The organism is Hyphomonas sp., from assembly GCF_041398465.1.
GTDB lineage: Bacteria > Pseudomonadota > Alphaproteobacteria > Caulobacterales > Hyphomonadaceae > Hyphomonas.
In genome coordinates, this window is record NZ_JAWKUS010000004.1 from 142092 (window position 1) to 166246 (window position 24155).

Sequence of the window (24155 nt, forward strand, 5' to 3'; positions counted from 1 at the left end):
CTAGCCGCCCCGCGCGGCTTGTGAACGCCTCACCCGGCGGCAAGCTCAATCTCCCATTGTTAAGCCCTGAACGTGCGCTACACTGTTCAGAACAACCGATAAGCAGGGAGATCGGATCCATGGCCCTCGATAGCGCCCCCACCGCCGGCATGTCTGGCATTCTCGCGCGGCAAAAGGCTGCCCATATTCGCGACGGCATCCCGTCGGTCGCCAAGCGGATCGAATGGATCGACAAGGCCATAGACCTGCTGATCACCTATAATGACGAACTGGTCGATGCGATGTGCCAGGACTTTGGCCACCGCTCGAAGGACCAGTCGGGTTTCACCGACATCGCCGGCTCTATCGGCGCGCTGAAACATGCGAAGAAGCATGTTGCCAAATGGATGCGCCCGGAAAAGCGCAGGCCGGAATTCCCGCTCGGCCTGCTCGGCGCGAAGGCGCAGATCCAGTACCAGCCGAAAGGCGTTATCGGCGTCATCAGCCCGTGGAACTTCCCGGTCAACCTGACCTTCACGCCGCTCGCCGGCGTCTTCGCGGCGGGGAACCGCTGCATGATCAAGCCGTCCGAATTCACCGAGATCACGTCTGAAGTGATGAAGAAGGCGATCGAACAGTACTATGACGCGGAAGAAGTCGCCGTGATCACCGGCGGGCCGGAGATCGGCGCCGAGTTCACCAAGCTCGCCTTCGACCACATCCTGTTCACCGGTGCGACGTCCATCGCTCACCACGTCATGCGCGCTGCGGCGGACAACCTCGTTCCGCTGACGCTGGAGCTTGGTGGAAAGAGCCCGGTCGTGCTGGGCCGGTCGGCTGACCTGCAGAAGGCGGCGACCCGCATCATGGCGGGCAAGGCGTTGAACGCAGGCCAGATCTGCCTCGCGCCGGACTATGCCTTTGTGCCGAAGGAAAAGACGTCCGACTTTGTCGCCGCCGCGACCAAGGCCATCGAGACGATGTACCCAAGTGGCCTGAAGGATAATGACGACTACACATCCATCGTGAATCAGCGCCACTATGACCGGATCATGGGCTATATCGACGAAGCGAAGTCGAAAGGTGCTGAGGTCATCGAGATCAATCCGACCGGGGAGAACTTCTCCCAGCAGCCGCACCACAAGATCCCACCGCACATTATCGTCGATCCGTCCGACGATCTGAAAGTGATGCAGGACGAAATCTTTGGTCCGATCCTGCCGATCAAATCCTATTCCGACACCAAGGACACGATCGCCTACATCAACGCCCATGACCGTCCGCTGGGTCTCTACTATTTCGGTGAAGACGCTGCGGAAAAGGACATGGTGCTCAACAACACCACATCCGGTGGTGTGACGGTGAACGATGTGATCATGCATGTCGGCCAGGAAGACCTGCCCTTTGGCGGCGTCGGGCCGTCAGGCATGGGCTCCTATCATGGCCGGGAGGGCTTCATGGAATTCAGCCACAAGAAATCCGTCTTTACACAGACGGGCAGCGAGATGATTTCCATGATCCGCCCGCCCTATGGCGAGAAATTCCGCAAGCAAGTCCAGGGTAGCTTGAAGCGCTAACCGCCCGGTCCGGCAAAAAGAAAAAGCCCCTTGTCCTGCAGGATAAGGGGCTTTTATTTTGGGGCTGATACTGATCAGCGTTTCAGGAAGGCCGGGATGTCATTGCCGAAGCCTTTGACGTTTTCCGGTGCCGGTTCCAGGATGAGGTCGTCATCCTTGCGCTTGCGATCGCGTTCACGCTTCGGCTTTTCCTTGCGCTCAGACCGTTCTGCGCGCTCGGCACGCTCTCTTTTCGGCTTCTCGGCTTTCGGCTTTTCGGCTTGTTCCTCTGTTTCAGGCGCTGCCGGAGTTTCTTCCTGGGGCGCGACTTCCGTCACCTCGGCGACGGCTTCCGCCGTTTCGGTTTCGGCCTCTTCACGGCGGCCACGGCTGCGCCCACCGCGTGAGCGATCGCCACGCCCGCCACGGCTGCGGCTGCTGTCGCGGTCACGGCTGCCACGCCGTCCGCGTCCGGATTTTTCTTCCGGCGGCAGGTTTTCGATCTCTTCGAGCAGGCCTTCCGGCATGAACTCTTCGACATCCTTGTCGATCATCTTGAGGACGAAGCCCCAGGATTTCTCGTCGACCGGAGAAACGATCGTATAGCTTTCACCGGTACGCCCGGCACGACCCGTCCGGCCAATGCGGTGGATGTAGTCTTCATCCTTCGGCGGCGGTGCGTAATTGAACACGTGGCCGACATCCGGAATGTCGAGGCCGCGGGCTGCGACGTCGGACGCCACCAGCAGCTTCAGGTCGCCATCGCGGAATTTCTGCAGGGTCTCGGAACGCACCGATTGCGGCAGGTCGCCATGGATCGGTGCGGCGTCATGGCCATGCTTGCTGAGTGAAGCGGCAACAATGTCCACCTCGACCTTGCGGTTGCAGAAGACGATGCCGTTTTTCACATCACAGGCTTCGATCACGCGGCGCAGGGCCGTACGCTTTGCCTTCGCGCTGTCGGTCGGCAGATGGACGACATGCTGCGTGATCGTTGTCGCCGCATCGGTCGGGCGGGCGACTTCGATCTTGATCGGATCCTTCTGGAAGGTTTTGGCAAGGCGCTGGATGTCGGACGGGAAGGTTGCGGAGAAGAGCAGGGTCTGGCGGCGCGGCGGCAGCTTGGTGCAGATCTTCTCGATGTCCGGGATGAAGCCCATGTCGAGCATGCGGTCGGCTTCATCGATGATGAAATATTCCACGCCCATCAGCAGCAGCTTGCCGCGGTCGAACTGGTCGAGCAGGCGGCCCGGCGTCGCGATCAGGACATCGACCCCACGCTGAAGCAGGCCTTCCTGTTCCTTGAAGCTGACCCCGCCGATGAGCAGCGCCATGGTGAGCTTCAAATACTTGCCATATTTTTCGAAGTTCTCGGCAACCTGCGCCGCGAGTTCGCGCGTCGGGCAGAGGATCAGGCAGCGTGGCATGCGCGCGCGCGCACGGCCGCGGGCCAGGCGGTGGATCATCGGCAGCACGAAGGCAGCCGTCTTGCCTGTACCGGTCTGGGCGATACCAGTGACGTCGCGGCCAGCGATAACGTTCGGAATGGCTTCGGCCTGGATCGGCGTCGGGGTCTTGTAACCCGCTTCGTCCAAAGCCTTGAGAATGTTCGGGCCAAGCCCGAGGTCAGCAAAAGTTGTTTCAGTCAAAGTCTGTCGTTCCTGAGATGGAAGTTGTTACCCGGTGCGGCCCGTATGGCCGCCAACATTCCGCTTTCCGCACACCCATGTGCGTTCCACGGACCGGGCGCTTTCCATGCCCGGAGCGTCTTGTGCGCTGCACATAGTGTATTTCGGGCGTCAGGTGAAGGGGCTGCGTTCAGGGCCCGGAGTCAGCTTCCGGCAGGCGTGTCCCGGTATTTGCCGACATCGTCGATCAGGTCCTGCAGGACCCGCTTCGCCTTGCCCCAGTCTGAAGTTTGCCCCGGCACCGTGATCGCACCCTTAACCAGCGTTCCCTCTGGCCGGGTTTCAAGCGTGACGATCATGGTGCCTTCCCATGACCAGATGGAAGACGCCATCTTCGAGGTGATCACACAGCCGTCGGTGGCATCGGCGATGTTCTCGACAGGCTGGCTGCGGCTGGCGAGAGAGCAGAGGACGGCGGCCAGCGTTTCGCCGAATCCATTGCGGAATCCCTGTGACAGCTCGGTATGGGATTTGACGCCGAACTTCGCGTAGAGCGGCAAGGCCACATCCTTCAGCAGCTTCAGTGGCGGAGCCGGGCCGGCGCCTGTGATCATCATGACGGGGCGGGCAAGTTCATAGAAGCGTTCCGCCGTCATGCCTTGCGGATTGGCGCCCGTGACTTTCTCGACCCGGGCTCGGACCTCGGGATGATTCATGATCAGGCGCGAATCGGTTGACGCACGCCAGTCGACGGACGGGTCTGTTTCCTGAAGGGGCGGTGAATTTGCGCTGCTGCGCGGGGCGCCGCATCCGGCGCAGAAATTATCAGTCTCGCCGAACTCTCGGCCGCACTGCGTACAGAACATGGTCGGGTCCCCACGACATTCACCGCAGGGACCCTACCTCAATTATGCACCCGCGTCAGCGAGGTTCTGGTTCACGAAGTCCCAGTTCACCAGGCTGTTCAGGAACGTGTCCATGTAGCCAGGGCGGGAGTTCTGGTAGTCGAGATAGTAGGCGTGTTCCCACACATCCATAGTCATCAGCGGGGTGGTGCCTTCTTCGGTCAGCGGGGTCTCGGCGTTCGGTGTCTTGGTGATGGCCAGCTTGCCATCCTTCAGGACCAGCCAGGCCCAGCCGGAACCGAACTGCGTGCCGCCAGCAGCCTTGAACGCTTTGGCGAATTCATCATAGCCGCCGAGGTCACGGTCGATCAGTTCAGCTGCCTTGCCATGCGGCTTGCCGCCGCCGCCCGGCTTCATCGAGTGCCAGTAGAAGGTGTGGTTCCACACCTGCGCGGCATTGTTGAACATGCCGGCTTTCAACGCATCCGCTGCAGAGATCTTGACGATTTCCTCGAGCGACTTGCTTTCGAGGTCGGTGCCTTCGATCAGGCCGTTCAGGTTTGTGACATAGGCCTGATGGTGCTTGCCATAATGGAAATTCAATGTCTGTTCGGAAATGTGCGGGGCCAGTGCGTCACGCCCATAGGGAAGATCGGGAAGTGTGAATGCCATCTGGAATTCCTTTCTTGCAGGTATGTATCTGGTAGAGAAGCGCGTCATCCGACATATGGGTTCCATGCCGAACAAGACTACCCCCCTTTCCAAAACACAGTGGGCCGCAATCGACAAGCGGGTCCGCAAGGTTGATGAGGATCGCTGGATCTCCAGCCGCTACGCGCCTTCTGCTCAGCGAAAGGCCCTGACGGCGCTCTATGCGCTCGCCTATGAGCTGGCCCGCGTGCGATTGGCGGTTTCGGAGGAGACGCTGGGACTGATCCGGTTCCAGTGGTGGCGCGAAGCGCTGAATGAGCTGGAAGCGGGCAAGCCCCCGCGCGAGCATGATGTCTGCCTCGCCATTGCCGAAGAGGTTGCCTCCGGCCAGCTGAAGCCTGCCGCGATGCAAAGACTGGTCGATGGTTATGAGGCCGCCTTCGTTGCGGAAGACCGCAGCAGGGAACCGGAAGCCTGGCTCGCCCTGATCGCCGCGAGCATGCTGACCAGCCATCATGACTGGGCCGAGGAAATCGGCGAAGTCGCGCCAGCCTACGCAGCGCTCCGCCGGTCAGAGACAAAAGCCTTCGGGCCTCATGTGAAGCCTGTGCCGAAATCCATCCGTCCGGCCGTCGCCCACTATCGCCTGCGCAAGCACTACAGCGAAAAGGGGGAGCCGGACGCCGTCACCAAGCGCCTCAGCATCCTGAAAGCCATCCGGACGGGTCAGGTCTAGACGGTTTCCGCGGCCTGCGCGGCCAGCCACGCATCGATGTCCTGTAGCGCGCGCGCAGCCTGGGCGCCTTTCTTGGCGCGGCCCTTGGCCTTGCCGCGCAGGCGTTTGCCGTTTTCGTCCTTCTTGGGGAAGTCCTCGATATCCGGGAAGAGGCCGAAATTGACGTTCATCGGCTGGAAGGTCTGCTTGCCTTCGAGGTGGCCGCCAGTGATGTGCGTGATGAGCGCGCCGAGCGCCGTGGTTGGCGGCGGCGCATCCAACGTGCGGCCAAGGCGCTCGGCCGCGGCGAACCGTCCGGCCAGCAGGCCCATGGCTGCGCTCTCGACATAGCCTTCCACACCCGTCACCTGACCGGCAAAACGCAGGCGCGGCATCGACTTCATGCGCAGCTGGGCATCCAGCAGCTTTGGTGAGTTCAGGAACGTGTTGCGGTGAATGCCACCAAGTCGTGCGAACTCAGCCTTTTCGAGGCCGGGGATCATCCGGAAGATATCGGTCTGGGCGCCGTATTTCAGCTTGGTCTGAAAGCCGACCATGTTCCACAGCGTGCCGAGGGCATTGTCCTGGCGTAGCTGGACGATGGCGTGGGCCTTTACGTCCGGTTGGTGCGGGTTGGTCAGGCCGACCGGTTTCATGGGGCCGAAGCGCAGCGTCTCGCGGCCACGTTCTGCCATCACTTCGATCGGCAGGCAGCCTTCGAAATAGGGCGTGTCCTTTTCCCAGTCGCGGAACTCAGTCTTGTCACCGGCGATCAGCGCGTCGATGAAGGCGTTGTACTGCTCTTCCGTCAGCGGACAGTTGATGTAGGCCGCCGTGTCGCCGCCGGGCCCCGGCTTGTCATAACGGCTCTGGCGCCAGGCTTTATCCATGTCGATGGAGTCGAAATAGACGATCGGTGCGATGGCATCAAAGAAGGCAAGGTCATCTTCGCCGGTGTGGGCGTGGATCGCCTCCGCGAGCGGGATGGAGGTGAGCGGGCCGGTGGCCACGATCACACTGTCCCAATCTTCCGGCGGAATACCGGCGATTTCTTCCCGCACGATGGTCACGTTCGGATGGGCTTCCAGTTTTGCCGTGACCGCCTCTGCGAAACCTTCCCGGTCAACCGCCAGCGCGCTGCCGGCCGGTACCTGGTGTTCGGCGGCGGTGGAGATGATCAGGCCGTTCGCGCGGCGCATCTCTTCGTGCAACACGCCGACGGCGTTGGAGGTATGATCGTCGGACCGGAACGAGTTGGAGCAGACCAGCTCTGCCAGCTTGTCGGTCTGGTGGGCTTCGGTGCCCTTCACGCCGCGCATTTCGTGCAGGATCACTGGCACGCCGGCATTCGCTGCCTGCCAGGTCGCTTCCGATCCGGCCATGCCGCCGCCGATGATATGGATAGGTTTGATGCTCATTGCCGGGACATGCGCAGGCCGGCAGGTTCCGTCAAGACGGGGTTTGCGGCTGAGGCTTGGGGCGGTAAGGCATTCTGCATGGATTCTGATACCGCATCCCCGGCACCTTCGCCCTCCATACCGGACCTGATTGTACAGGCCTGGCGCCTCGCCGCGCAGGCTGCGCTGCCGGGCCTGCCATGGCTGGCCCTGTTGGCATTGATGGGTGGATTCTATAAATGGGCGCTGACCACGGGCGCTGGCGGTACGATGCTGACGCTGGCGGCGTTGGCCGTCCTGTTCCTTGCCGGGGTGCAGGCGTCGCTGATGATCTACCGGGCGATGATCCCGGAGGCGAAAGGGGCGTTCATGGCCCTGATGCACATGAACCTCGCCGTCTATCTCGCCTTTTTCTTCATCAGCTTCTTCATCTTTTTCTTCGTCGGCATCTTTGGTGTGGTGATGCTGCAGCTGTCGGGCCTTGTAGATCTCGCCGCCGAAGGAGCAGATGAGCAGATCCCCGCTGCACTGGCCGGCATGATGTCGACCCCCTATGGCTGGGCGCTTTCCATCGTTTATGCGACCGGACTTGGCGGCCTGGCGTTCCTCGCCCTGCGCTTGCTGCTCGCCGGGGCAGCGACGGTGCAAATGGGGCGTGTCATGGTGTTCCGCACATGGCGTTGGACGAAAGGCGATGTGTTGCGCTTCGGCGCGGCGAGCCTGGTCACCCATGTGCTGCCCTTCCTGGTGGGCTATATCGCGAACCTGGTGATCATCAGCGTTGCCGGGCAGGGTGAGGTTGCCGTTTTTGCGACGGGAGTCAGCGGGTTGTTCCTGCAGGTGCCATTCATTCTGGCTGGACATGGTCTCGCTGTGGCAGCATTGCGGGCCGTGCACCCTCCCGCCAGCGTTGCCTAAGCGCCCCGAACCGGCTTAGTTTCGCGCCTGCGTGGCAGAGCGGAGGGACGCAGCATGGCCAGCCGGTTCACATTCGACGGGGCATTGATGTTTGCCTTCCGCGCGGCCCACGCGCGGTCATTCCTCTGGAAATATGCCCTGGCATTTGCGCTGGTCAGCACTGCCCTGTCGGCATTGGGTGTCTGGCTGATGAAAGACACGCTGTTCCGCTTTATCGAGGCGATAGAGCAGCTGGAAAACTCCGGCATCGACGACCCGGGCGTCGTCTTCGGCACGATTTTCAATGTGATGCGTGGCTTGATCCCCCTGGCAATCCTGAGCGGTATCGCCAGCATCGTCGTTTGGGCCATGTTCACGGCGGCGACCCAGCGGCGATACATCCGGGATCAGGATTTCTCCCTCCGCTTCGGGGCTGACGAGATGCGAATGGTCGGTGCCGGTCTTGTCTGGTTTCTCGTGCCGTCGGTCATCTTCCTGCTGCCAATGCTCGTCATGTTGCCTGTATTCGGCCTGATCACGGACTTTTACCGCGGAGATATCACCGAAGAGCAATTCACCATCTCGATGCTCAGCCGCGCCGGAATCGTTTCTGTGTTCTTCCTGCTGACATTTCCGTTCTATGTCTTCTTCGCAACGCGTTTTGCACCGGTCTTCGCGATGACCCTGAAGGAAGGAAAAATTGCGTTCGGCGATGCGTGGATCGCATCACGGGGCCGGTTCTGGCCGATCCTTGGCGCCTATCTGATCCTCGCTGTCGTCGGCGGCCTGGTAGTTGGTTTTGCTGCCTCAATACTCGAGATGCTGGTGATGCCGATTTTGGTGGGTTCCGTCGTTTGGGTCGACGATATTTCTGACTTGGAGAACCTCTTCTCACCTGCACTCATCGCGGGCCTACTAGTGTACACCTTCATCCGCTACTTCCTGTCAGGATTGCTGATGCACATCGTACATGGCCCGGCTGCCTTTGCCGCAAGGCACGACCCGCGTGGCGGCGTGGACGACGCGTTGAATGTTTCCGAATTCGACTAACCAGCTCAATGCCTCAGCCTATTTGGCGGAGGTTGCCGCCCTGGTCTTGCTTGCCTTGGCGGGGGCTTTTTTCGCAGTGGGCTTTTTTCCCGCGGCCTGAGAAGCAGGCTTCTTTGCCTCCGTCTTGCTGGCTTTCTTCTTCTCAGCCGCTGCCGGCTTTGCCCGCTTGTTGCGGGCGGCGCGGCGTTCGTCCTGGCGGCGGAAAGTTTCGGTCAGGAACCGCCCGGTCCAGCTTTCCTTCGAGGCGGCGATATCCTCCGGCGTCCCGGCCGCGATCAACTGGCCGCCGCCATCGCCACCTTCCGGCCCGATGTCCAGCACCCAGTCGGCCGTCTTCACGACGTCCAGATTGTGCTCGATGACCAGAACGGTGTTCCCGCCATCGACCAGTTCATGCAGCACTTCCAGCAGCTTGCGTACGTCTTCGAAGTGCAGGCCAGTTGTTGGTTCATCCAGGATGTACAGCGTACGGCCGGTCGCACGCTTTGAAAGCTCCTTGGCGAGCTTCACGCGTTGTGCTTCACCGCCTGACAGGGTGGTCGCCTGCTGGCCGACCTTGATATAACCAAGGCCCACCCGGTTCAGCGTTTCCAGCTTGTTGGCGATGGCAGGAACGGCGGAGAAGAATTTCGCGCCGTCTTCCACGGTCATGTCCAGCACATCGGCGATGGACTTGCCCTTGAATTTTACTTCGAGCGTTTCGCGATTGTAGCGCTGGCCCTTGCAAGTCTCGCAAGTGACATAGACGTCTGGCAGGAAGTGCATCTCGATCTTGATGACGCCGTCGCCTTCGCAGGCTTCGCAGCGGCCGCCCTTCACGTTGAAGCTGAACCGGCCCGGCGCATAGCCGCGGGCCTTGGCTTCCGGCAGGCCGGCATACCAGTCGCGGATCGGGCCGAAGGCGCCGGTATAGGTCGCCGGGTTGGAGCGCGGCGTGCGGCCAATCGGGCTCTGGTCGATGTCGATCACCTTGTCGAGATGTTCGAGGCCCTGAATGCTTTCATAGGGCAGCGGCGGGCTGGATGCTCCGTTCAGCTTGCGCGCCAAGGCCTTGTACAGCGTCTCGATAATGAGGGTCGACTTACCGCCACCGGAAACGCCTGTCACGCAGGTGAAGCTGCCGAGCGGGATCGTCGCGCTGACATTCTTCAGATTGTTTCCCGTCGCGCCTTTGAGCGTGATCTTTCGCTTCGCCTTTTCGACCACGCGGCGCTTCGGGATCGCGATTTCGCGCGTGCCGTTCAGATAGTCAGCCGTCAGACTGTCCCTGGATTTCAGGATGTCGGCAGGCGTCCCTTCGGCGATGATTTCGCCACCATGCACCCCGGCGCGCGGGCCCATGTCGATGACATGATCTGCCGTGAGGATCGCATCCTCGTCGTGCTCCACCACGATGACGGAATTGCCGAGATCGCGCAGGCGTTTCAACGTTTCCAGCAGGCGCTCATTATCGCGCTGGTGCAGGCCGATGCTTGGCTCGTCCAGAACATAGAGAACGCCGGTCAGGCCGGAGCCGATCTGGCTGGCAAGACGGATGCGCTGGCTTTCCCCACCTGACAGCGTACCGGACGCGCGGGACAGGCTGAGATAGTCGAGACCGACATCGTTGAGGAAGACCAGGCGATCGTTGATCTCTTTCAGGATGCGGGAGGCAATCTGGTTCTGCTGCTTTGTCAGCGTCTTGTGCGCGACGGAGAACCATTCACCAGCTTCCCGGATCGAGAACTGACCGGCATCGGAAATATCCAGCCCGGCAATCTTCACTGCGAGCGCTTCGGGCTTCAGGCGTTTGCCGCCACAGGCCGGGCAGGGCGCAGCGGCCTGGAACTTGCCGATCTCCTCGCGCACCCACTGGCTGTCGGTTTCGCGGTAGCGGCGTTCAAGGTTCGGAATGACACCTTCGAAAGTCTTCGTCACTTCATAGCGGCGCATGCCGTCATCATAGACAAAGTCGATCTCCTCCTCGCCCGTGCCGAAGAGAATGACGTCCTGAACCTTCTGGGACAGCTTGTTCCATTTGCTCTTGAGGTCAAAGCCGTAGTGGTCTGCGAGCGCCTGCAGCGTCTGGGTCTGGTAGGGTGAGGTCGATTTGGACCATGGCGCGATGGCGCCGTTCATCAGGTCGAGGTCCTTGTCCGGCACGACGAGGCCTGCATCGATTTTCAGCTGTTCGCCAAGGCCGTCGCAGGTCGGGCAGGCGCCGAACGGATTGTTGAAAGAGAAAAGGCGCGGTTCGATTTCCGGGATCGTAAAGCCGGAGACCGGGCAGGCAAAATTGGCCGAATAGGTAATGCGCCGCGGTTCTTCGTCATCATCGGTCTTGTCCGCGAATTCGGCAATGGCGATGCCTTGGGCGAGGTTCAGCGCCGTCTCGAAGCTTTCCGCGAGGCGTTGTTCCATGCCTTCACGAACGACGATCCGGTCGACCACGACGTCGATGTCGTGCTTGAACTTCTTGTCGAGCTTGGGCGGGCTTTCGAGTTCGTAGAACTCCCCATCGACCTTCACGCGCTGGTAGCCATTTTTCAGGAGTTCGGCGAATTCCTTGCGGTATTCACCCTTCCGGCCACGAACAATTGGTGCCAGCAGGTAGAGGCGGGAGCCTTCCGGCAACTCCAGCGTGCGATCGACCATCTGGCTGACCGTCTGGCTCTCGATCGGCAAGCCGGTGGCGGGCGAATACGGCACGCCCACGCGCGCCCAGAGGAGGCGCATATAATCGTAGATCTCGGTCACCGTGCCCACGGTGGAACGCGGGTTCCGGCTGGTTGTCTTCTGCTCGATGGAGATGGCGGGCGAGAGGCCTTCGATGCTCTCCACGTCCGGCTTCTGCATCAGTTCGAGGAACTGGCGCGCATAGGCCGAAAGGCTCTCGACATAGCGGCGCTGGCCTTCAGCATAAATCGTGTCGAACGCCAGCGAGGATTTGCCCGAGCCGGAGAGGCCGGTCATCACGACGAGTTCGCCACGCGGAATGTCCACGTCAATGTTCTTGAGATTGTGTTCCTTGGCGCCGCGAACGCGGATGAAGGGGGACTCGGCCATGACAGGACTTTCGGGCTGTTTGCTCGTTACGTCTGCAAAACGGGAATTGGATTGGTGCTAGTGCTTATGTGTGTCGCGAGTCCAGCTTGACGACAAGAACAAAATGTGAACATTGGTTTGCTGCTGCAAAAATGTGTCAGCAGTCATCTCTTGTGGACAGACCGGCCGCTGCCGCTTCCCGGCAGGCGACAGGAAGGCTCCATCGGGGTAAAAGAGTCGAATCGAATACGAAACGGATCAGATCGGAGCGGAGTTTCAACCATGGCAGGATCAGTGAACAAAGTCATCCTCGTAGGGAATGTTGGCCAGGATCCTGAGGTCCGCCAGTTCCAGAATGGCGGACAGGTGGCCAGCTTCTCGCTCGCGACGTCTGAAACCTGGAAGGACAAGAACACGGGCGAGCGCCGCGAAAGGACCGAATGGCACCGCATCGCCGTGTTCAGCGAGGGCCTTGTCCGCGTGGTTCAGAATTACGTGAAGAAGGGCTCGAAGCTGTACATCGAAGGCCAGCTTGAAACCCGCAAATGGCAGGACAAGGATGGGCAGGATCGCTACACGACTGAAGTCGTGCTGCGCGGCTTCAATTCCACGCTGACCATGCTCGACAGCCGCGGTGAAGGCGGTGGCAGATCTGCTGGTGGCGATTTCGGCGGCTACTCCCAGGGTGGTGGCGGCGCGCGCCAGATGAGTGGCCCGCAAGAGAGCTTTGCCAGCCACGACCTCGACGACGAGATCCCGTTCTAAGGCAGCCCGCAATGGTCGGGGCGTTGTTTCGGCAGCTGCTAGCAATGGCAGTTCTGGCCGTTGCGGCATGCGCAACGGCTGCGTCCGGGAATCTTGAGCAAGGCGTTGAAACTTCTGTAGAAAGTGCCGGGGCGGATCCGTCTCACTCTGCCCTGCTGATTGTCCGCCTGGAGGATGGAATGACATGGTCCAGTGGCGGTGGCCGGGTGGACGAGCGCTTTGTCGCCGCTTCCACATCCAAGATTCCGCACACGCTGATCGCCATTGAAACCGGCGCGGTCTCTGGCCCGGACGAATGGTTTGAGTGGGACGGGCAGACACGGTTCCTGCCGGCCTGGAACAAGAGCCAAACCCTGGCGGACGCCTTCCGCCACTCGACGGTCTGGATCTACCAGACCATCACGCCGCGTATCGGCAGCGAGGCATTGCGTGGCTGGCTGGCCGCTTTCGGCTACGGCAACGCCGACACAGGCGCACCGGAGGACATCACGTCCTATTGGCTGCGTGGCCCGCTCCGCATCTCCGTACGCGAGCAGGTGGCCTTCCTGACGCGTCTGGTGCGGCATGAATTGCCCCTGTCGGATCGGACCTATGAGCTGGCTTTACCCGTCATGCTGGCGGAGGAGGGCGAAAACTGGCGTCTCCACGCCAAGACCGGCTGGTACAGCAGCGAAGATGAGCAGGACATAGGCTGGTATGTCGGCTGGCTGGAACAGTTGGGCGGTCAGGCGCCGGGCACCTATGTGTTCGCCTTCAACCTGGATGTGGTGACGCCTGAAACGGACATTCCGAAGCGTCCGGCGGCCGTGCGGCAGGCGCTCGAGGACATCGGCGCGCTGCCTGTGCCCTGAGCCTTGTAGTAAAACCGTTTTTTTGCCCCTGAATCACTGCAATTTTCGGGGCTTTCCGGTTTGTTTTGGCGCCCCGAAATGCTAGACAAATAACAGTATTCTGATGCGCGATTCCCGCGCGCCCTCTGCAGCAGACACGAGTTTCTCATGAGCGACGAAACGACCCCTCCGGAAGACCCGGAAACCCCTGAGAACGGCGGTGATGGCGGTGGCGTCCTGCCGGACGGCATTGAGCCCGTTTCCATCGAATCCGAGCTGAGAAGCTCCTATCTCGACTATGCGATGAGTGTCATCGTCAGCCGGGCACTGCCTGACGTACGCGATGGCCTGAAGCCGGTGCACCGGCGCATCCTGTATGCCATGCAGGTCAACGGAAATACGCCGGACAAGCCCTACAAGAAATCGGCGAACATCGTCGGCGCCGTGATGGGTAACTATCACCCCCACGGCGACAGCGCCATCTATGATGCGCTCGTGCGGATGGCCCAGCCGTTCTCGATGGGGCTGCCTCTGGTCGATGGTCAAGGCAATTTCGGCTCGATCGACAACGATCCGCCGGCCGCCATGCGTTACACCGAATCCCGGATGATGAAGGCGGCGACGCATCTGCTCGCCGACATCGACAAGGATACGGTCGACTTCCAGGACACCTATGACGGCTCCCAACAGGAGCCGATGGTCCTTCCGGCCCAGTTCCCGAACCTTCTGGTCAATGGCGGCGGCGGCATCGCGGTCGGCATGGCAACGAACATCCCGCCGCACAATCTGGGCGAGGTGGTCGACGCAACGATTGCCGTGATCGACGATCCGACGATTGACGATGACGCCCTGTGTGAAATCGTTCCTGGGCCGGATTTCCCGACCGGCGGCCAGATTATGGGCATGTCCGGCTCCCGAAAGGCGCTTCTGACAGGCCGCGGCAGTGTGATCGTTCGTGCGAAGACCGATATCGAGGAAGCCCGGAACGGGCGCCAGGCCATTATCGTCACCGAAATTCCCTACCAGGTGAACAAGGCAGCGATGATCACCAAGATCGCTGAGCTGGTGCGCGAGAAACGGATCGAGGGCATCGCGGACCTGCGCGACGAATCCGACCGTCACGGCATCCGTGTCGTGATCGAGGTGAAGAAGGATGCGAGCGCCGAAGTGGTGCTGAACCAGCTCTACCGCTTCAGCCAGATGCAGAACTCGTTCCCGGTGAACATGCTGGCGCTGAATGGCGGCCGTCCGGAACTTATGAATTTGCGCAAGGTGCTCGATTGCTTCATCGCCTTCCGTCAGGAAGTCGTTGTCCGGCGCACCAAGCATGACCTGAACAAGGCGCGCGACCGGGCCCATGTTCTCGTCGGCCTTGCCATGGCTGTGGCCAATATCGACGAAGTCATCCGCATCATCCGCTACTCGCCTGATCCGAACTCCGCCCGTATCGCCCTGCTCGAAAAGGCATGGCCGATCATGGATATGGGGCCGCTGCTTGACCTCATCGCGGACCGGCGCACGCGCAAGGGCGACGGCGACACGATCTACCTGTCTGACGAGCAGGCCCGCGCCATCCTGGCGCTGCAACTGTCCCGTCTCACCGGTCTTGGACGCGATGAAATTGGCAATGAAGCCAAGGGCTTGTCGGAGAAAATTGCCGACTATCTCGACATTCTCCGGTCCAGCCAGCGCATCCGCGACATCGTCAAGGGCGAGCTGACGGAAGTGAAGGAAAAGTTCGCCATTCCGCGCCGTTCCGAGTTCACGGCCGGCGGTATCGACATGGAAGACGAAGACCTAATCGAGGTCGAGGACATGGTCGTCACCGTCACCCATGGCGGCTATGTGAAGCGGACCCCGCTTTCGACCTACCGGACGCAGCATCGCGGCGGCAAGGGCCGCTCGGGCGTGTCGATGAAGGAAGACGATTTCGTCGTCCAGCTCTTCTCGGCAACGACGCATACGGAAATGCTGTTCTTCTCCTCGGCCGGCATGGTCTACAAGGAGAAGGTGTGGCGCCTGCCGGTTGGCGGACCGACCTCGCGTGGCAAGGCGCTGGTCAACATCTTCCCGCTGGCGGCCGATGAGCGCATCGAAAGCGTGATGCCTCTGCCGGACGATGAAGAGTCCCGCAACGAGCTGGACGTCATGTTCGCTACCAAGACGGGCACGGTCCGCCGCAACAAGCTGTCGGACTTCATTCGCGTGAACCGCAACGGCAAGATCGCCATGAAGCTGGAAGAGGATGCCGACGACGGTATCGTCAGCGTGAAGATCTGTTCCGAGAAGGACGATATCCTGCTGACCACTGCGCTTGGCCAGTGTATCCGCTTCCAGGTCACGGATGTGCGTGTCTTCGCCGGCCGCAATTCGACCGGTGTGCGCGGTATCCGTCTGGCAGATGGCGATGAAGTGATCTCGATGGGCATCCTGCGCCATGTCGATGTCACGTCCGAAGAAGCACGCGCTTACCTCAAGCACGCGGCCGCCATGCGCCGCGCTGCGACGGGTGAGGAAGAGGAAGTCTCCGACGATGATGAGGAGACCACCGAAGAAGCCTCGCTCTCCACCGAGCGCCTGGCTGAGCTCGGCGCCGCTGAGGAATTCGTGCTGACGATTGCAGACGACGGTATGGGCAAGCGCTCCTCCGCCTATGACTATCGTGTCACCGGCCGCGGTGGCAAAGGCCTCGTCGCCCAGAACATCTGGGGGCGGGACAAGAAGAAGGGCCCGGTCAAGAAAGTGGCCCAGTCCTTCCCGGTCGATGAGGGTGACCAGGTCATGCTCGTCACCGATGCTGGCCAGCTGATCCGCACCCCGGTTGAACAGATCCGCATCGCCGGTCGCTCGACCGGCGGCGTCTGGGTCCTCCGGACAGCGGAAGGAGAGCGCGTTGTGTCCGTTGCTCGCCTTGTGGAAGACGCTGAAACCGCTATGGAAGAGGGCGGCGGCGCTGAATAAGCGCGGCATTTGCACGAACGACTGGGCCGGGGAGGGCCGCCATGCACCGCGTAGGATTGTATCCGGGAACTTTTGACCCCCCAACCATCGGCCATGTTGATATCATCGGCCGGGCAAGGAAGCTGGTCGACACGCTGATCATCGGCGTCGCCATCAACGAGGCCAAGAAGCCGTTGTTTTCGCTGGAAGAACGCGTCGAGATGGTGCGATCGGAATGTGAGAAACTGAATGGGCCGGGGCTCGCCGATATCAAGGTCATGCCGATGCACGGCCTGCTCATGAAATTCGCCGAAGCCTGCGGCGCGCAGATCATTGTGCGGGGCCTCAGGGCCGTGCAGGACTTCGAATACGAATTCCAGATGACGGCGATGAACGAACAGCTCAATCCCGATATCGAGACGGTCTTCCTCATGGCGGATGTGCGCCACCAGGCTGTGGCCTCCCGTCTGGTGAAAGAAATTGCCAGCCTCGGCGGCGATATCACCCCGTTCCTGACACCGGACGTGAAGCGCGCCCTGATGGAAAAGTACGGGAAGTAATCCCCCCGCGACGGATCTACTGCCTCAGACCGTTGAATCCTGACATGTGATGCCTGACATTGGGGAACACATGGCGCCACCCGTGCGCCCGGATGGAGACGTTGCGTACCATGAAGCTGGCCCCCCCCAATTTCGCCCACCTGAAATTCGCGCCCATGGCCCTTGCGGCTTCGGCCCTCGCCCTTTCGTTCACGGCATTTGCCGAGGATGCGGACGAACCGGCAGCCCCGGCCGAAATCACCGTGGCCGATGCGAAAGCGGACCCGGCAAACTGGCGGCAGGTGGATCCGGAGAACCTCTTCATCTTCCAGACGACCAAGGGCCGGATCCTGATCGAGGCATTCCCCGAAGTCGCGCCTCATCACTATCAGCAGTTCGCAGCCATCATCCGGTCCGGAGACTATGATGGCACCGGCTTTCATCGCGTGATCGACGATTTCATGGCGCAGGGCGGTGATATCTTTGCCTTGAAGGGCCGGGATTCCGGTTTGCCTGACATTGAGGGCGAGTTCACATTCCGCCGCGATCCGGCCGCGATGCCTCTTGAAGCGACGATCGGCCCGGAAGACACCGCGAAGTTCGGCTACATCAAGGGCTTTCCGATTGGCACACAGGCGAGCTTCTTCGCGGAGATGTCTGTCGACGGCATGGTTGAAAGCTACATCCCGCATTGCAAGGGTATCACCTCGACGGCCCGCACTGACGATCCGAATTCCGCCAATGCCCAATTCTTCCTGATGCGGGGCCAGGCCGAGCACCTTGACCGGAAATACACGGCATGGGGCCGCGTGGTTGCCGGCGAAGATGTGGTGAAGGCCATCAAGCACGGTCTGGAAGCCCGCGATGGCTATGTCGACAATCCGGACATCCTGACGTCGGCCAAGGTCGCCGCAGACCTGCCGGAAGCAGAACGCCCGGAAGTCTGGGTCGAACGCACGGACGGTCCGATCTTCCTCGCGGAGATGGCCGACAAGGACGATATCGATGTCTGCTCCTTGCCGTCGGTTCCGGCTGTCGTCGACAAGTAAGGGCTTGTTGCGCGCCCGGCCTGTTTCTGCGACATGGGGCGCCCCATGGACCTGACACAATTCCAGTTTGACCTGCCCGAAAGGCTGATCGCACTTCGCCCGGCGGAGCCGCAGGATTCTGCGCGCCTGCTGGTCGTGCATGGCGATGGCCGGCTGGAAGATGCGGGCGTGCGGGATCTGCCGCGATACCTGAATGCCGGGGACGTGCTGGTCTTCAACGACACGCGTGTGCTCCCTGCCGCGCTGAAAGGCGTGCGCCCGGCGCGGGACGAGACGGGGCAGGACGTTGCCTGCGACGTGAACCTCACCGAGCGGGTGGATGGCCGTAACTGGCGGGCGCTGGCGCGGCCGGGCAGGCGGCTGAAGGACGGCGACACGATTGTCTTCGCCGAAGGCTTCACGGCAGAGATCACAGGCCATCATGAGGGCGGCGAAATCGGGCTCCGCTTCTCCCTTGAGGGCGACGCGCTGACCGAAGCGCTGGACCTGCACGGCGCCATGCCCTTGCCGCCTTATATCGCGCGCCGCCGCCCGGCCGATGCGAAAGACCGGGAAACCTACCAGACCGAATTTGCGGGCGAGGATGCCGCCTCCGTCGCTGCGCCGACGGCGGGCCTGCACTTCACGCCGCGTCTTCTGGCGGAGTGCGCCGCCGCCGGATTGATCCGTGAGAAAGTGCGCCTGCATGTCGGCCTCGGCACGTTCAAGCCGCTGGAAGAAAAGCAGCTGGAAGAGAACCGCCTGCACCAGGAATGGCGCCGCCTGACGCCGGAAACGGCGGCGCGCCTGAATGCGGCGCGCGCCTCAGGCCATCGCGTCGTGCCGGTGGGTACCACGGCCATGCGTACACTGGAAAGCTGTGTGGATACGGAGGGTGTGCTACACCCGGCCACCGGCCCGACGGACATCTTCCTGAAGCCGGGCGATGCGGTGCGGGGCACCGATGCGCTGGTGACCAACTTCCACCTGCCGGGCTCCAGCCTGTTCATGCTGGTCTCGGCCCTGATGGGCACCGACGTGATGCGCGCGGCCTATGCCCACGCCATCGCGAACGACTACCGCTTCTATTCCTATGGCGATGCCTGTCTGTTACTTCCCTAATTGCGAAGCGACATCCGGGCGGAGTTCCGTCATTTCACGGATGGCTTTGGCCGCCGTGATGCGGGCGAGGTGTCGGCCTTTCTCGTCACGCCAGTCGGCTTCGACAAGGCCAGTGGTCCGCCCGCGGCTGACGAGGCGGCCTTCGATCGTGATCAGGCCATGCGGCACCGGGCGCAGGATGCGCGTCTGCAGTTCCATCGTGGTGAACCATTCGCCGTCTTCCAGCGCGCTGGCCATGGTCATCGACACGATGTGATCGGAAAACCCAGCCACCCAGCCACCGAAGACGCGGCCATCATTGATGTCGCGGTCGCCTTCGTTCGGCCACTCATACAGCGTGCGGCCATAGCTGACTTCCTTCAGCCAGAGGTCCGGCCGGATGCCCATGTTTCGGATGCCCGGCGGCAACTCCCATTCGCCGCTTCTCAGCCGCTTGAAAAAGGCTTTCTGCTGTTCGGAAAGTTCGGTCCGGCTCATGCGAGTCGTGCTCCATTGGGGACGGGTTTGTCGGGTGAGAACATGACGATGGCGCCTTCAGTGTCGGCAAATCCGAGCGTCAGCACTTCGGACATGAACTTGCCGATCTGGCGCGGCGGGAAATTGACGACCCCGGCGACCTGTTTGCCGACCAGTTGGTCCGGCGAATAATGCACGGTGACCTGCGCCGAGCTTTTCTTTACACCGACGCCTGGTCCGAAATCGATCACCATACGGATGGCTGGCTTGCGCGCACCTTCAAGCGGTGCGGCCTCCAGCACGGTGCCGATGCGGATGTCCACCTTGCGAAAATCGTCAAAGGTGATTTCGTCCGCAGGTGCGTTCTCGGGCATATCGATCAGGTGCATTTCGGGCTCAGCAGGTTGCCCCGCCATCGACCACCATCATCTGGCCGGTCATGTAGGCGCCGGCCTTGGAGGCGAGGTAGACGGCTGCCCCGGCGATTTCTTCCGGTTCGCCGATCCGCGCCATTGGCGTGCCGCCGAGGGAGCGTTTCAGATTATCCGGGTTCTCCCACAGGGCGCGGGCGAAATCGGTGCGGATCAGGCCCGGCGCAATGCAGTTTACGCGGATATTGTCCTTGCCGTATTCGACCGCGAGGTTGCGGGCGAGCTGGAAGTCCGCCGCCTTGGAGATGTTGTAGGCGCCGATGATCGGTGATCCGCGCAGGCCGCCGATGGACGAGACGAGAATGATTGCGCCGTCCTTGCGCTCGCGCATTTGCGGCATGCACATCTGGATCAGCCAGTGGTTCGAGATGATGTTGTTCTGCAGCACCTTCTCGAACTGCTCGTCCGAAATGCCTTCCATGGGCCCGTAATAGGGGTTGGCGGCTGCGTTGCAGCAGACAATGTCGATCTTGCCGAAGGCCTTGTTGGTGGCGTCCACCATGGCCTGCAGCTCTTCCTTGGACGAGATGTTGGCCGGCACCGCGATGGCTGTGCCCTCGCCATGTTTTTCATTGATCTCTGCGGCAACTTCCTGGCAGGGGCCCGGCTTGCGGGATGAGATCGTCACTTTCGCGCCGGCATCTGCCATGGCTTCGGCGATGGCCTTGCCAATCCCGCGGGAAGATCCGGTGATGACGGCGACTTTGCCGGTAAGGTCGAACAAGCTCATGGCGGGGCTCCCTGCGTTTTTTTGTCTGAACGCAGGCTAGGCCGTCCGGCGTGCGCCCGCTAGGGGGACCTTAGGGAAAGCAATCTGGAGCGTGCGGCTCAGATGTCCCAGACCTGACAGAGGATCTCGACCAGCATTTCGGTCCGCTTGCGCACCACGTCCGCTGTCCAGGCATGCTGTTCCTGCAGGTCGCGGGTGAGGGCGAAGTCCATCCCGCCGCCGCCATTGAAGTAGACTTCCTTCTTGGCGCGATAGTCTTGCCGGTCGGCCTTCTGGTTCACCTTGTGGGTCAACAGGACGAAATTGCCGAGCGTGTCGCATTGTTCGCGCCGCTTGGCGGGGTCTGGCCAGACGGTCAGCCAGTGGCTGTCCTCATGGATATTGCGTGGCAGCACGTGCTCCACAGTGGCGTCGGATTCCGGCGGGATGGTCACGCCATGTTCGAGCGCCGCGTTCAGCCGCAGTGCCATGGCCCGCCTTTGAGCGAATGTCGCAAACCGGCCCAGCATGCGCTCCCGGGCCTTTTTTGCGTCGGACCGGTCGACCGACAATGGGCCGTTCTTTGCGAACAGCACCCGGTCATTGGTGATCGCATCCATCACCTTGTTGAAACGCTTGTTGCGCTGGTCACGGTCGGTCACCACCAGCATGATGATGAAGGCGAGGCGCTCCAGCTGGGTGAAGAATTCCGGCGCTTTCGGGTCTTCCGCACCGCGTTCGACGAGGAATTTGAGGGCTGGTGCCCGCCAGCTGCTCTGGTCGAGGGCGCGCATCTGGTTCAGCTTGTCGCTGATGATCTTCGCGTTCGCCCCGTCCTGCACTTCACCCGTCGTGATCAGGCGGTAGGCCTCGACATAGCGCGGCAGGACATCGTCCAGGAATGTTCGCGGATCCACCTTGGACAGCACGGCCTTCGGGAAGGCCGAGATCAGTTCACCCCGGCCCGACTTGTCATAGATGGCGCGGATCTGGCGTAGCAGGTCGTCGAAAGCCGATCCGCCAAGGGCAGCCTCATGCTCCGACCAGCGCTCTGCATAAGTGCTGGCTTCCTTGTCGGTGAAACGGGCGCGCTGGAACAGTTCGGTCTTGATGATGTCGTGCGCATCGGGTTCTTTGCCGCGCGTGTTGAGCACGCGGAACACTTTGAATCCCTGTTCCTTTTCGCCCACGACAACTCTCACCAGGGCGCAGCGGTTCATCACGATGTCGGCCAGTTCGCGCCGGTCCTCTTCGCTCATGGTGCTCAGGCGTTTCATGAAGCCCGCAGCATTGCGCACCATGCGCTGCTGGCTTTCGCTCTCGCCAGGTTCCTTGTCCAGGTTCCGCGTCGCGCCCGGTGTCTGGATGGCATCGCGGAAAAAGGGCCCGTCCATATGGTTCAGCGTCAGCCGCCAATTGGCGCCTTCGCCCAGCATCGGGCGGGCATCGTCGGCGATCAGGGCATGCAGCATGGCTGCACGGGCTTTGTCCGGTTCGAGGTCGCGCAGGACAGCGAGCAGGATCGTCAACGTCGTCAGCCGCTGCTGGCCGTCGACAATCTCCAGCACGCCACTCTCGGCGCCATTGATCAAAACGATTGCACCGACGAAGTGCGGCGTGCCGGTTTCCACCGAATCGATGAGGTCGCCGAGCAGCTCGTTTGCTTCGCGCGCTTCCCAGGAATAGCTGCGCTGGTAGGGCGGCATCTGGAGTTGTTCGCCCGGTGCAAAAATCATCCTGACGGAGCTTTCCTGCGCCCTGACGCCAAGGTCGATACTCTGATCCATGCCGTTGTCCATTCTGGAGCCCCTGTCTCTGTCTTCTGACTAGCTCTTGCCAACCCACGCCACAACGCGAGATGAACCGCGTGAAGTGTGTTTCTGGCTGAAGTGTGACGAGAGGGTAACGATATGCAACTGATCAGGTTCCGCCATCAAAGTTCCATCAGATATGGAATACTTTCTGGGCAATCTGTAACCCCCATTCGGGGGACGGCGCTTTCCGAAGCCCTGTCAGGCGAGGCAGATGGTGCCCCAATTCCCCTGTCGGAGATCGAAATCCTGTCACCGGTCGCCCGGCCCGGAAAAATTCTTGGCATCGGCGTGAACTATGCGGCCCATGCAGCAGAGAGCGTCAGTTTCGTCGATACGAAAAAGCCCGAAGTCCAGAAATGGTTCAACAAACAGGCGACAGCCATCAACGATCCGTATGCAGATGTAAATCTTCCGAAAGTCTCGGAACAGCTTGATTATGAAGGCGAACTGGTCGTCGTCATCGGCAAGCGCGGACGTCATGTGCCACGGGAACGCGCGTTCGAAATCGTCGCGGGCGTCACCATTGGGTGTGACTATTCGGTGCGCGACTGGCAGCGGGCCAGCCAGACCATGATCATGGGCAAGGGGTTCGATACGCATGCCCCGGTCGGTCCGGCCATTGTCACACTGGATGAGATCGACGACCTCTCTGCGCTTGAAGTGCGCACGTTCGTCAATGGCGAGCAGCGCCAGTCGGGACACGTCCGGGACATGGTTCACGACATTCCCGCACAGATTGCGCACCTGACAGCCGCTTTCACACTGGAGCCGGGCGACCTGATATTTACCGGAACCCCTGCCGGCGTCGGCGCGGGCTTCGATCCGCCGAAATGGCTCAAGGCCGGAGACCGTGTGCGGGTCGAGATCGATGCACTGGGTTACATCGAGCAGCAAATCGTGACAGAGCCGGGGGCCACGATCATCGGCTGATCCGGGAGGTTTTGCCGTGCAGCGCGCCAGCCTTCTTGCGATCCTTTTTTCGGTCATCCTGACAGCTTGCGGCGGCGGGCAGGGCGCGGACAGGTCTGTTTCGCCAGACGATATCCGCAGCGCCGATTTTGCCCTTCTGCCTTGCGCGGCTGCGACTGAAACTGCGCCCTGCGTGCTTGTGGTCGCGGGCGGCAAACGGGTGCTGTTCGGTACGCCTGCCGGGCTTCGCGCGGCATTCGACGGGAAAACGCTGGCCAGCCTCGACGCGGCGCTGCTGTTCTCATTGCAGGCGGCAGACCTCGAAGGGCTGGATGAGGCGCGCAATGCGGGATGGACGGCGGGACGGGAGACGCCGCTTGCCGTCGGTGGCCCGTCCGGGCTGCGGGATGTCGTGGCGGCGCTCAACAAGGCCTATGAAATGTCGGACGCGCAGATTTTTGTGGAAACCTCTCCGAAGGGCGGGTTCGGCGCCGCGCTGCTCGGCGTTCTGCCCGGTGAAGGCGATGCCAAGACCGAGGTTTTCAATACCGGGGACCTGGTCGTCACCAAGCTTGAAGGCGCTGACGGACGGGCCGGGTATTGGGTCGATTATGGCGGCAAGCGCGCCGTGCTGCAGCCCTGCGGCATGAACCTCGCCGTGAAATTCAATGAGATCGAAGCATTTACGCTGGCGTGCGGAGAAGACGCCGGACCTCAATGGCCACTCGGGAAGGTCCAGTATCTTGTACAGGGGGCGAGTGCTGAGCCGTAGCCAGCGGCAGAGCCTTGATGAAGCGGAGCCCAGATAAAGGACCGGGTCGCGCATTTCTGCGCGACCCGTGTCTCCCCCGAGACTGCCCCCGCTCCGGC

The 24155-nt window shown here is 61.5% G+C and carries 21 protein-coding genes; 12 read left to right on the forward strand and 9 right to left on the reverse strand.

From position 1 onward, the window contains the following. Window positions 1–119 precede the first annotated feature (119 nt). Window positions 120–1556, forward strand: coding sequence for a coniferyl aldehyde dehydrogenase (locus tag R3C98_RS13625; protein WP_371314614.1), 1437 nt, complete (start codon window positions 120–122; stop codon window positions 1554–1556). Between the two features lie 74 nt (window positions 1557–1630). Here R3C98_RS13625 and R3C98_RS13630 read toward each other — a convergent pair whose 3' ends face one another. The 3 genes from R3C98_RS13630 to R3C98_RS13640 all read right to left on the reverse strand — a co-directional run bounded on the left by R3C98_RS13630 (window position 1631) and on the right by R3C98_RS13640 (window position 4680). After that, window positions 1631–3184: a DEAD/DEAH box helicase gene (locus tag R3C98_RS13630; protein ID WP_371314615.1), complete on the reverse strand. Its 1554-nt coding sequence runs from the start codon at window positions 3182–3184 to the stop codon at window positions 1631–1633. A gap of 182 nt (window positions 3185–3366) precedes the next feature. After that, the gene (locus R3C98_RS13635) at window positions 3367–4029 is read right to left on the reverse strand and encodes a zinc ribbon domain-containing protein (protein WP_371314616.1); all 663 of its coding nucleotides are present in this window, start codon (window positions 4027–4029) and stop codon (window positions 3367–3369) included. A gap of 42 nt (window positions 4030–4071) precedes the next feature. Further along, complete coding sequence (locus tag R3C98_RS13640; RefSeq protein ID WP_371314617.1) at window positions 4072–4680, reverse strand: superoxide dismutase; 609 nt, start codon at window positions 4678–4680, stop codon at window positions 4072–4074. Window positions 4681–4744: 64 nt separating this feature from the next. On the opposite strand from R3C98_RS13640, the gene R3C98_RS13645 reads away from it, so the two are divergent. Further along, window positions 4745–5395: a squalene/phytoene synthase family protein gene (locus tag R3C98_RS13645; RefSeq protein WP_371314618.1), complete on the forward strand. Its 651-nt coding sequence runs from the start codon at window positions 4745–4747 to the stop codon at window positions 5393–5395. On the opposite strand, the gene trmFO is transcribed toward R3C98_RS13645, so the two are convergent. Then, window positions 5392–6792, reverse strand: coding sequence for a methylenetetrahydrofolate--tRNA-(uracil(54)-C(5))-methyltransferase (FADH(2)-oxidizing) TrmFO (gene trmFO, locus R3C98_RS13650; RefSeq protein ID WP_371314619.1), 1401 nt, complete (start codon window positions 6790–6792; stop codon window positions 5392–5394). The genes R3C98_RS13645 and trmFO overlap by 4 nt on opposite strands. 78 nt (window positions 6793–6870) lie before the next feature. Here trmFO and R3C98_RS13655 point away from each other — a divergent pair, with 78 nt between their 5' ends. Then, a complete protein-coding gene (locus R3C98_RS13655) occupies window positions 6871–7689 on the forward strand; it encodes a hypothetical protein (protein WP_371314620.1) in 819 nt (272 codons plus the stop codon). Window positions 7690–7743: 54 nt separating this feature from the next. Further along, window positions 7744–8718: a hypothetical protein gene (locus R3C98_RS13660; protein WP_371314621.1), complete on the forward strand. Its 975-nt coding sequence runs from the start codon at window positions 7744–7746 to the stop codon at window positions 8716–8718. A gap of 18 nt (window positions 8719–8736) precedes the next feature. On the opposite strand, the gene uvrA is transcribed toward R3C98_RS13660, so the two are convergent. Next, window positions 8737–11763 carry an excinuclease ABC subunit UvrA gene (uvrA, locus tag R3C98_RS13665; protein WP_371314622.1) on the reverse strand — a complete coding sequence of 1009 codons (3027 nt, stop codon included), beginning with the start codon at window positions 11761–11763 and terminating at the stop codon, window positions 8737–8739. Between the two features lie 261 nt (window positions 11764–12024). Here uvrA and ssb point away from each other — a divergent pair, with 261 nt between their 5' ends. From ssb to queA, 6 genes are all read left to right on the forward strand, one after another. Next, window positions 12025–12507: a single-stranded DNA-binding protein gene (gene ssb, locus R3C98_RS13670; protein ID WP_371314623.1), complete on the forward strand. Its 483-nt coding sequence runs from the start codon at window positions 12025–12027 to the stop codon at window positions 12505–12507. A gap of 44 nt (window positions 12508–12551) precedes the next feature. Then, entirely contained in the window at window positions 12552–13358 is an 807-nt protein-coding gene (gene blaOXA, locus R3C98_RS13675) for an OXA-1090 family carbapenem-hydrolyzing class D beta-lactamase (RefSeq protein ID WP_371314624.1), read from the forward strand. 147 nt (window positions 13359–13505) lie between these two features. After that, window positions 13506–16298 carry a DNA gyrase subunit A gene (gene gyrA / locus R3C98_RS13680; RefSeq protein WP_371314625.1) on the forward strand — a complete coding sequence of 931 codons (2793 nt, stop codon included), beginning with the start codon at window positions 13506–13508 and terminating at the stop codon, window positions 16296–16298. Between the two features lie 41 nt (window positions 16299–16339). Continuing rightward, on the forward strand, window positions 16340–16837 hold the full coding sequence (gene coaD, locus R3C98_RS13685; RefSeq protein WP_371314626.1) for a pantetheine-phosphate adenylyltransferase: 498 nt from the start codon (window positions 16340–16342) through the stop codon (window positions 16835–16837). 110 nt (window positions 16838–16947) lie between these two features. Continuing rightward, window positions 16948–17865 (forward strand): peptidylprolyl isomerase, encoded by a 918-nt coding sequence (locus R3C98_RS13690; protein WP_371314627.1) that lies wholly within the window; start codon window positions 16948–16950, stop codon window positions 17863–17865. A 45-nt stretch (window positions 17866–17910) separates the two neighbouring features. Further along, entirely contained in the window at window positions 17911–18966 is a 1056-nt protein-coding gene (gene queA / locus R3C98_RS13695) for a tRNA preQ1(34) S-adenosylmethionine ribosyltransferase-isomerase QueA (protein ID WP_371314628.1), read from the forward strand. Here queA and R3C98_RS13700 read toward each other — a convergent pair. The 4 genes from R3C98_RS13700 to R3C98_RS13715 all read right to left on the reverse strand — a co-directional run bounded on the left by R3C98_RS13700 (window position 18955) and on the right by R3C98_RS13715 (window position 22349). Further along, window positions 18955–19443 carry a PaaI family thioesterase gene (locus tag R3C98_RS13700; RefSeq protein WP_371314629.1) on the reverse strand — a complete coding sequence of 163 codons (489 nt, stop codon included), beginning with the start codon at window positions 19441–19443 and terminating at the stop codon, window positions 18955–18957. The two genes, queA and R3C98_RS13700, sit on opposite strands and share 12 nt — an antisense overlap. Beyond that, complete coding sequence (locus R3C98_RS13705; RefSeq protein ID WP_371314630.1) at window positions 19440–19811, reverse strand: tRNA-binding protein; 372 nt, start codon at window positions 19809–19811, stop codon at window positions 19440–19442. The genes R3C98_RS13700 and R3C98_RS13705 overlap by 4 nt, the downstream gene beginning before the upstream one ends. 7 nt (window positions 19812–19818) lie before the next feature. Then, the gene (locus R3C98_RS13710) at window positions 19819–20583 is read right to left on the reverse strand and encodes an SDR family NAD(P)-dependent oxidoreductase (RefSeq protein ID WP_371314631.1); all 765 of its coding nucleotides are present in this window, start codon (window positions 20581–20583) and stop codon (window positions 19819–19821) included. A 98-nt stretch (window positions 20584–20681) separates the two neighbouring features. After that, complete coding sequence (locus tag R3C98_RS13715) at window positions 20682–22349, reverse strand: DUF262 domain-containing protein (RefSeq protein ID WP_371314632.1); 1668 nt, start codon at window positions 22347–22349, stop codon at window positions 20682–20684. A gap of 123 nt (window positions 22350–22472) precedes the next feature. On the opposite strand from R3C98_RS13715, the gene R3C98_RS13720 reads away from it, so the two are divergent. Beyond that, on the forward strand, window positions 22473–23306 hold the full coding sequence (locus tag R3C98_RS13720; RefSeq protein WP_371314633.1) for a fumarylacetoacetate hydrolase family protein: 834 nt from the start codon (window positions 22473–22475) through the stop codon (window positions 23304–23306). Window positions 23307–23322: 16 nt separating this feature from the next. Beyond that, window positions 23323–24057, forward strand: a complete 735-nt coding sequence (locus R3C98_RS13725; protein WP_371314634.1) for a hypothetical protein — start codon at window positions 23323–23325, stop codon at window positions 24055–24057. Window positions 24058–24155: the final 98 nt, after the last annotated feature.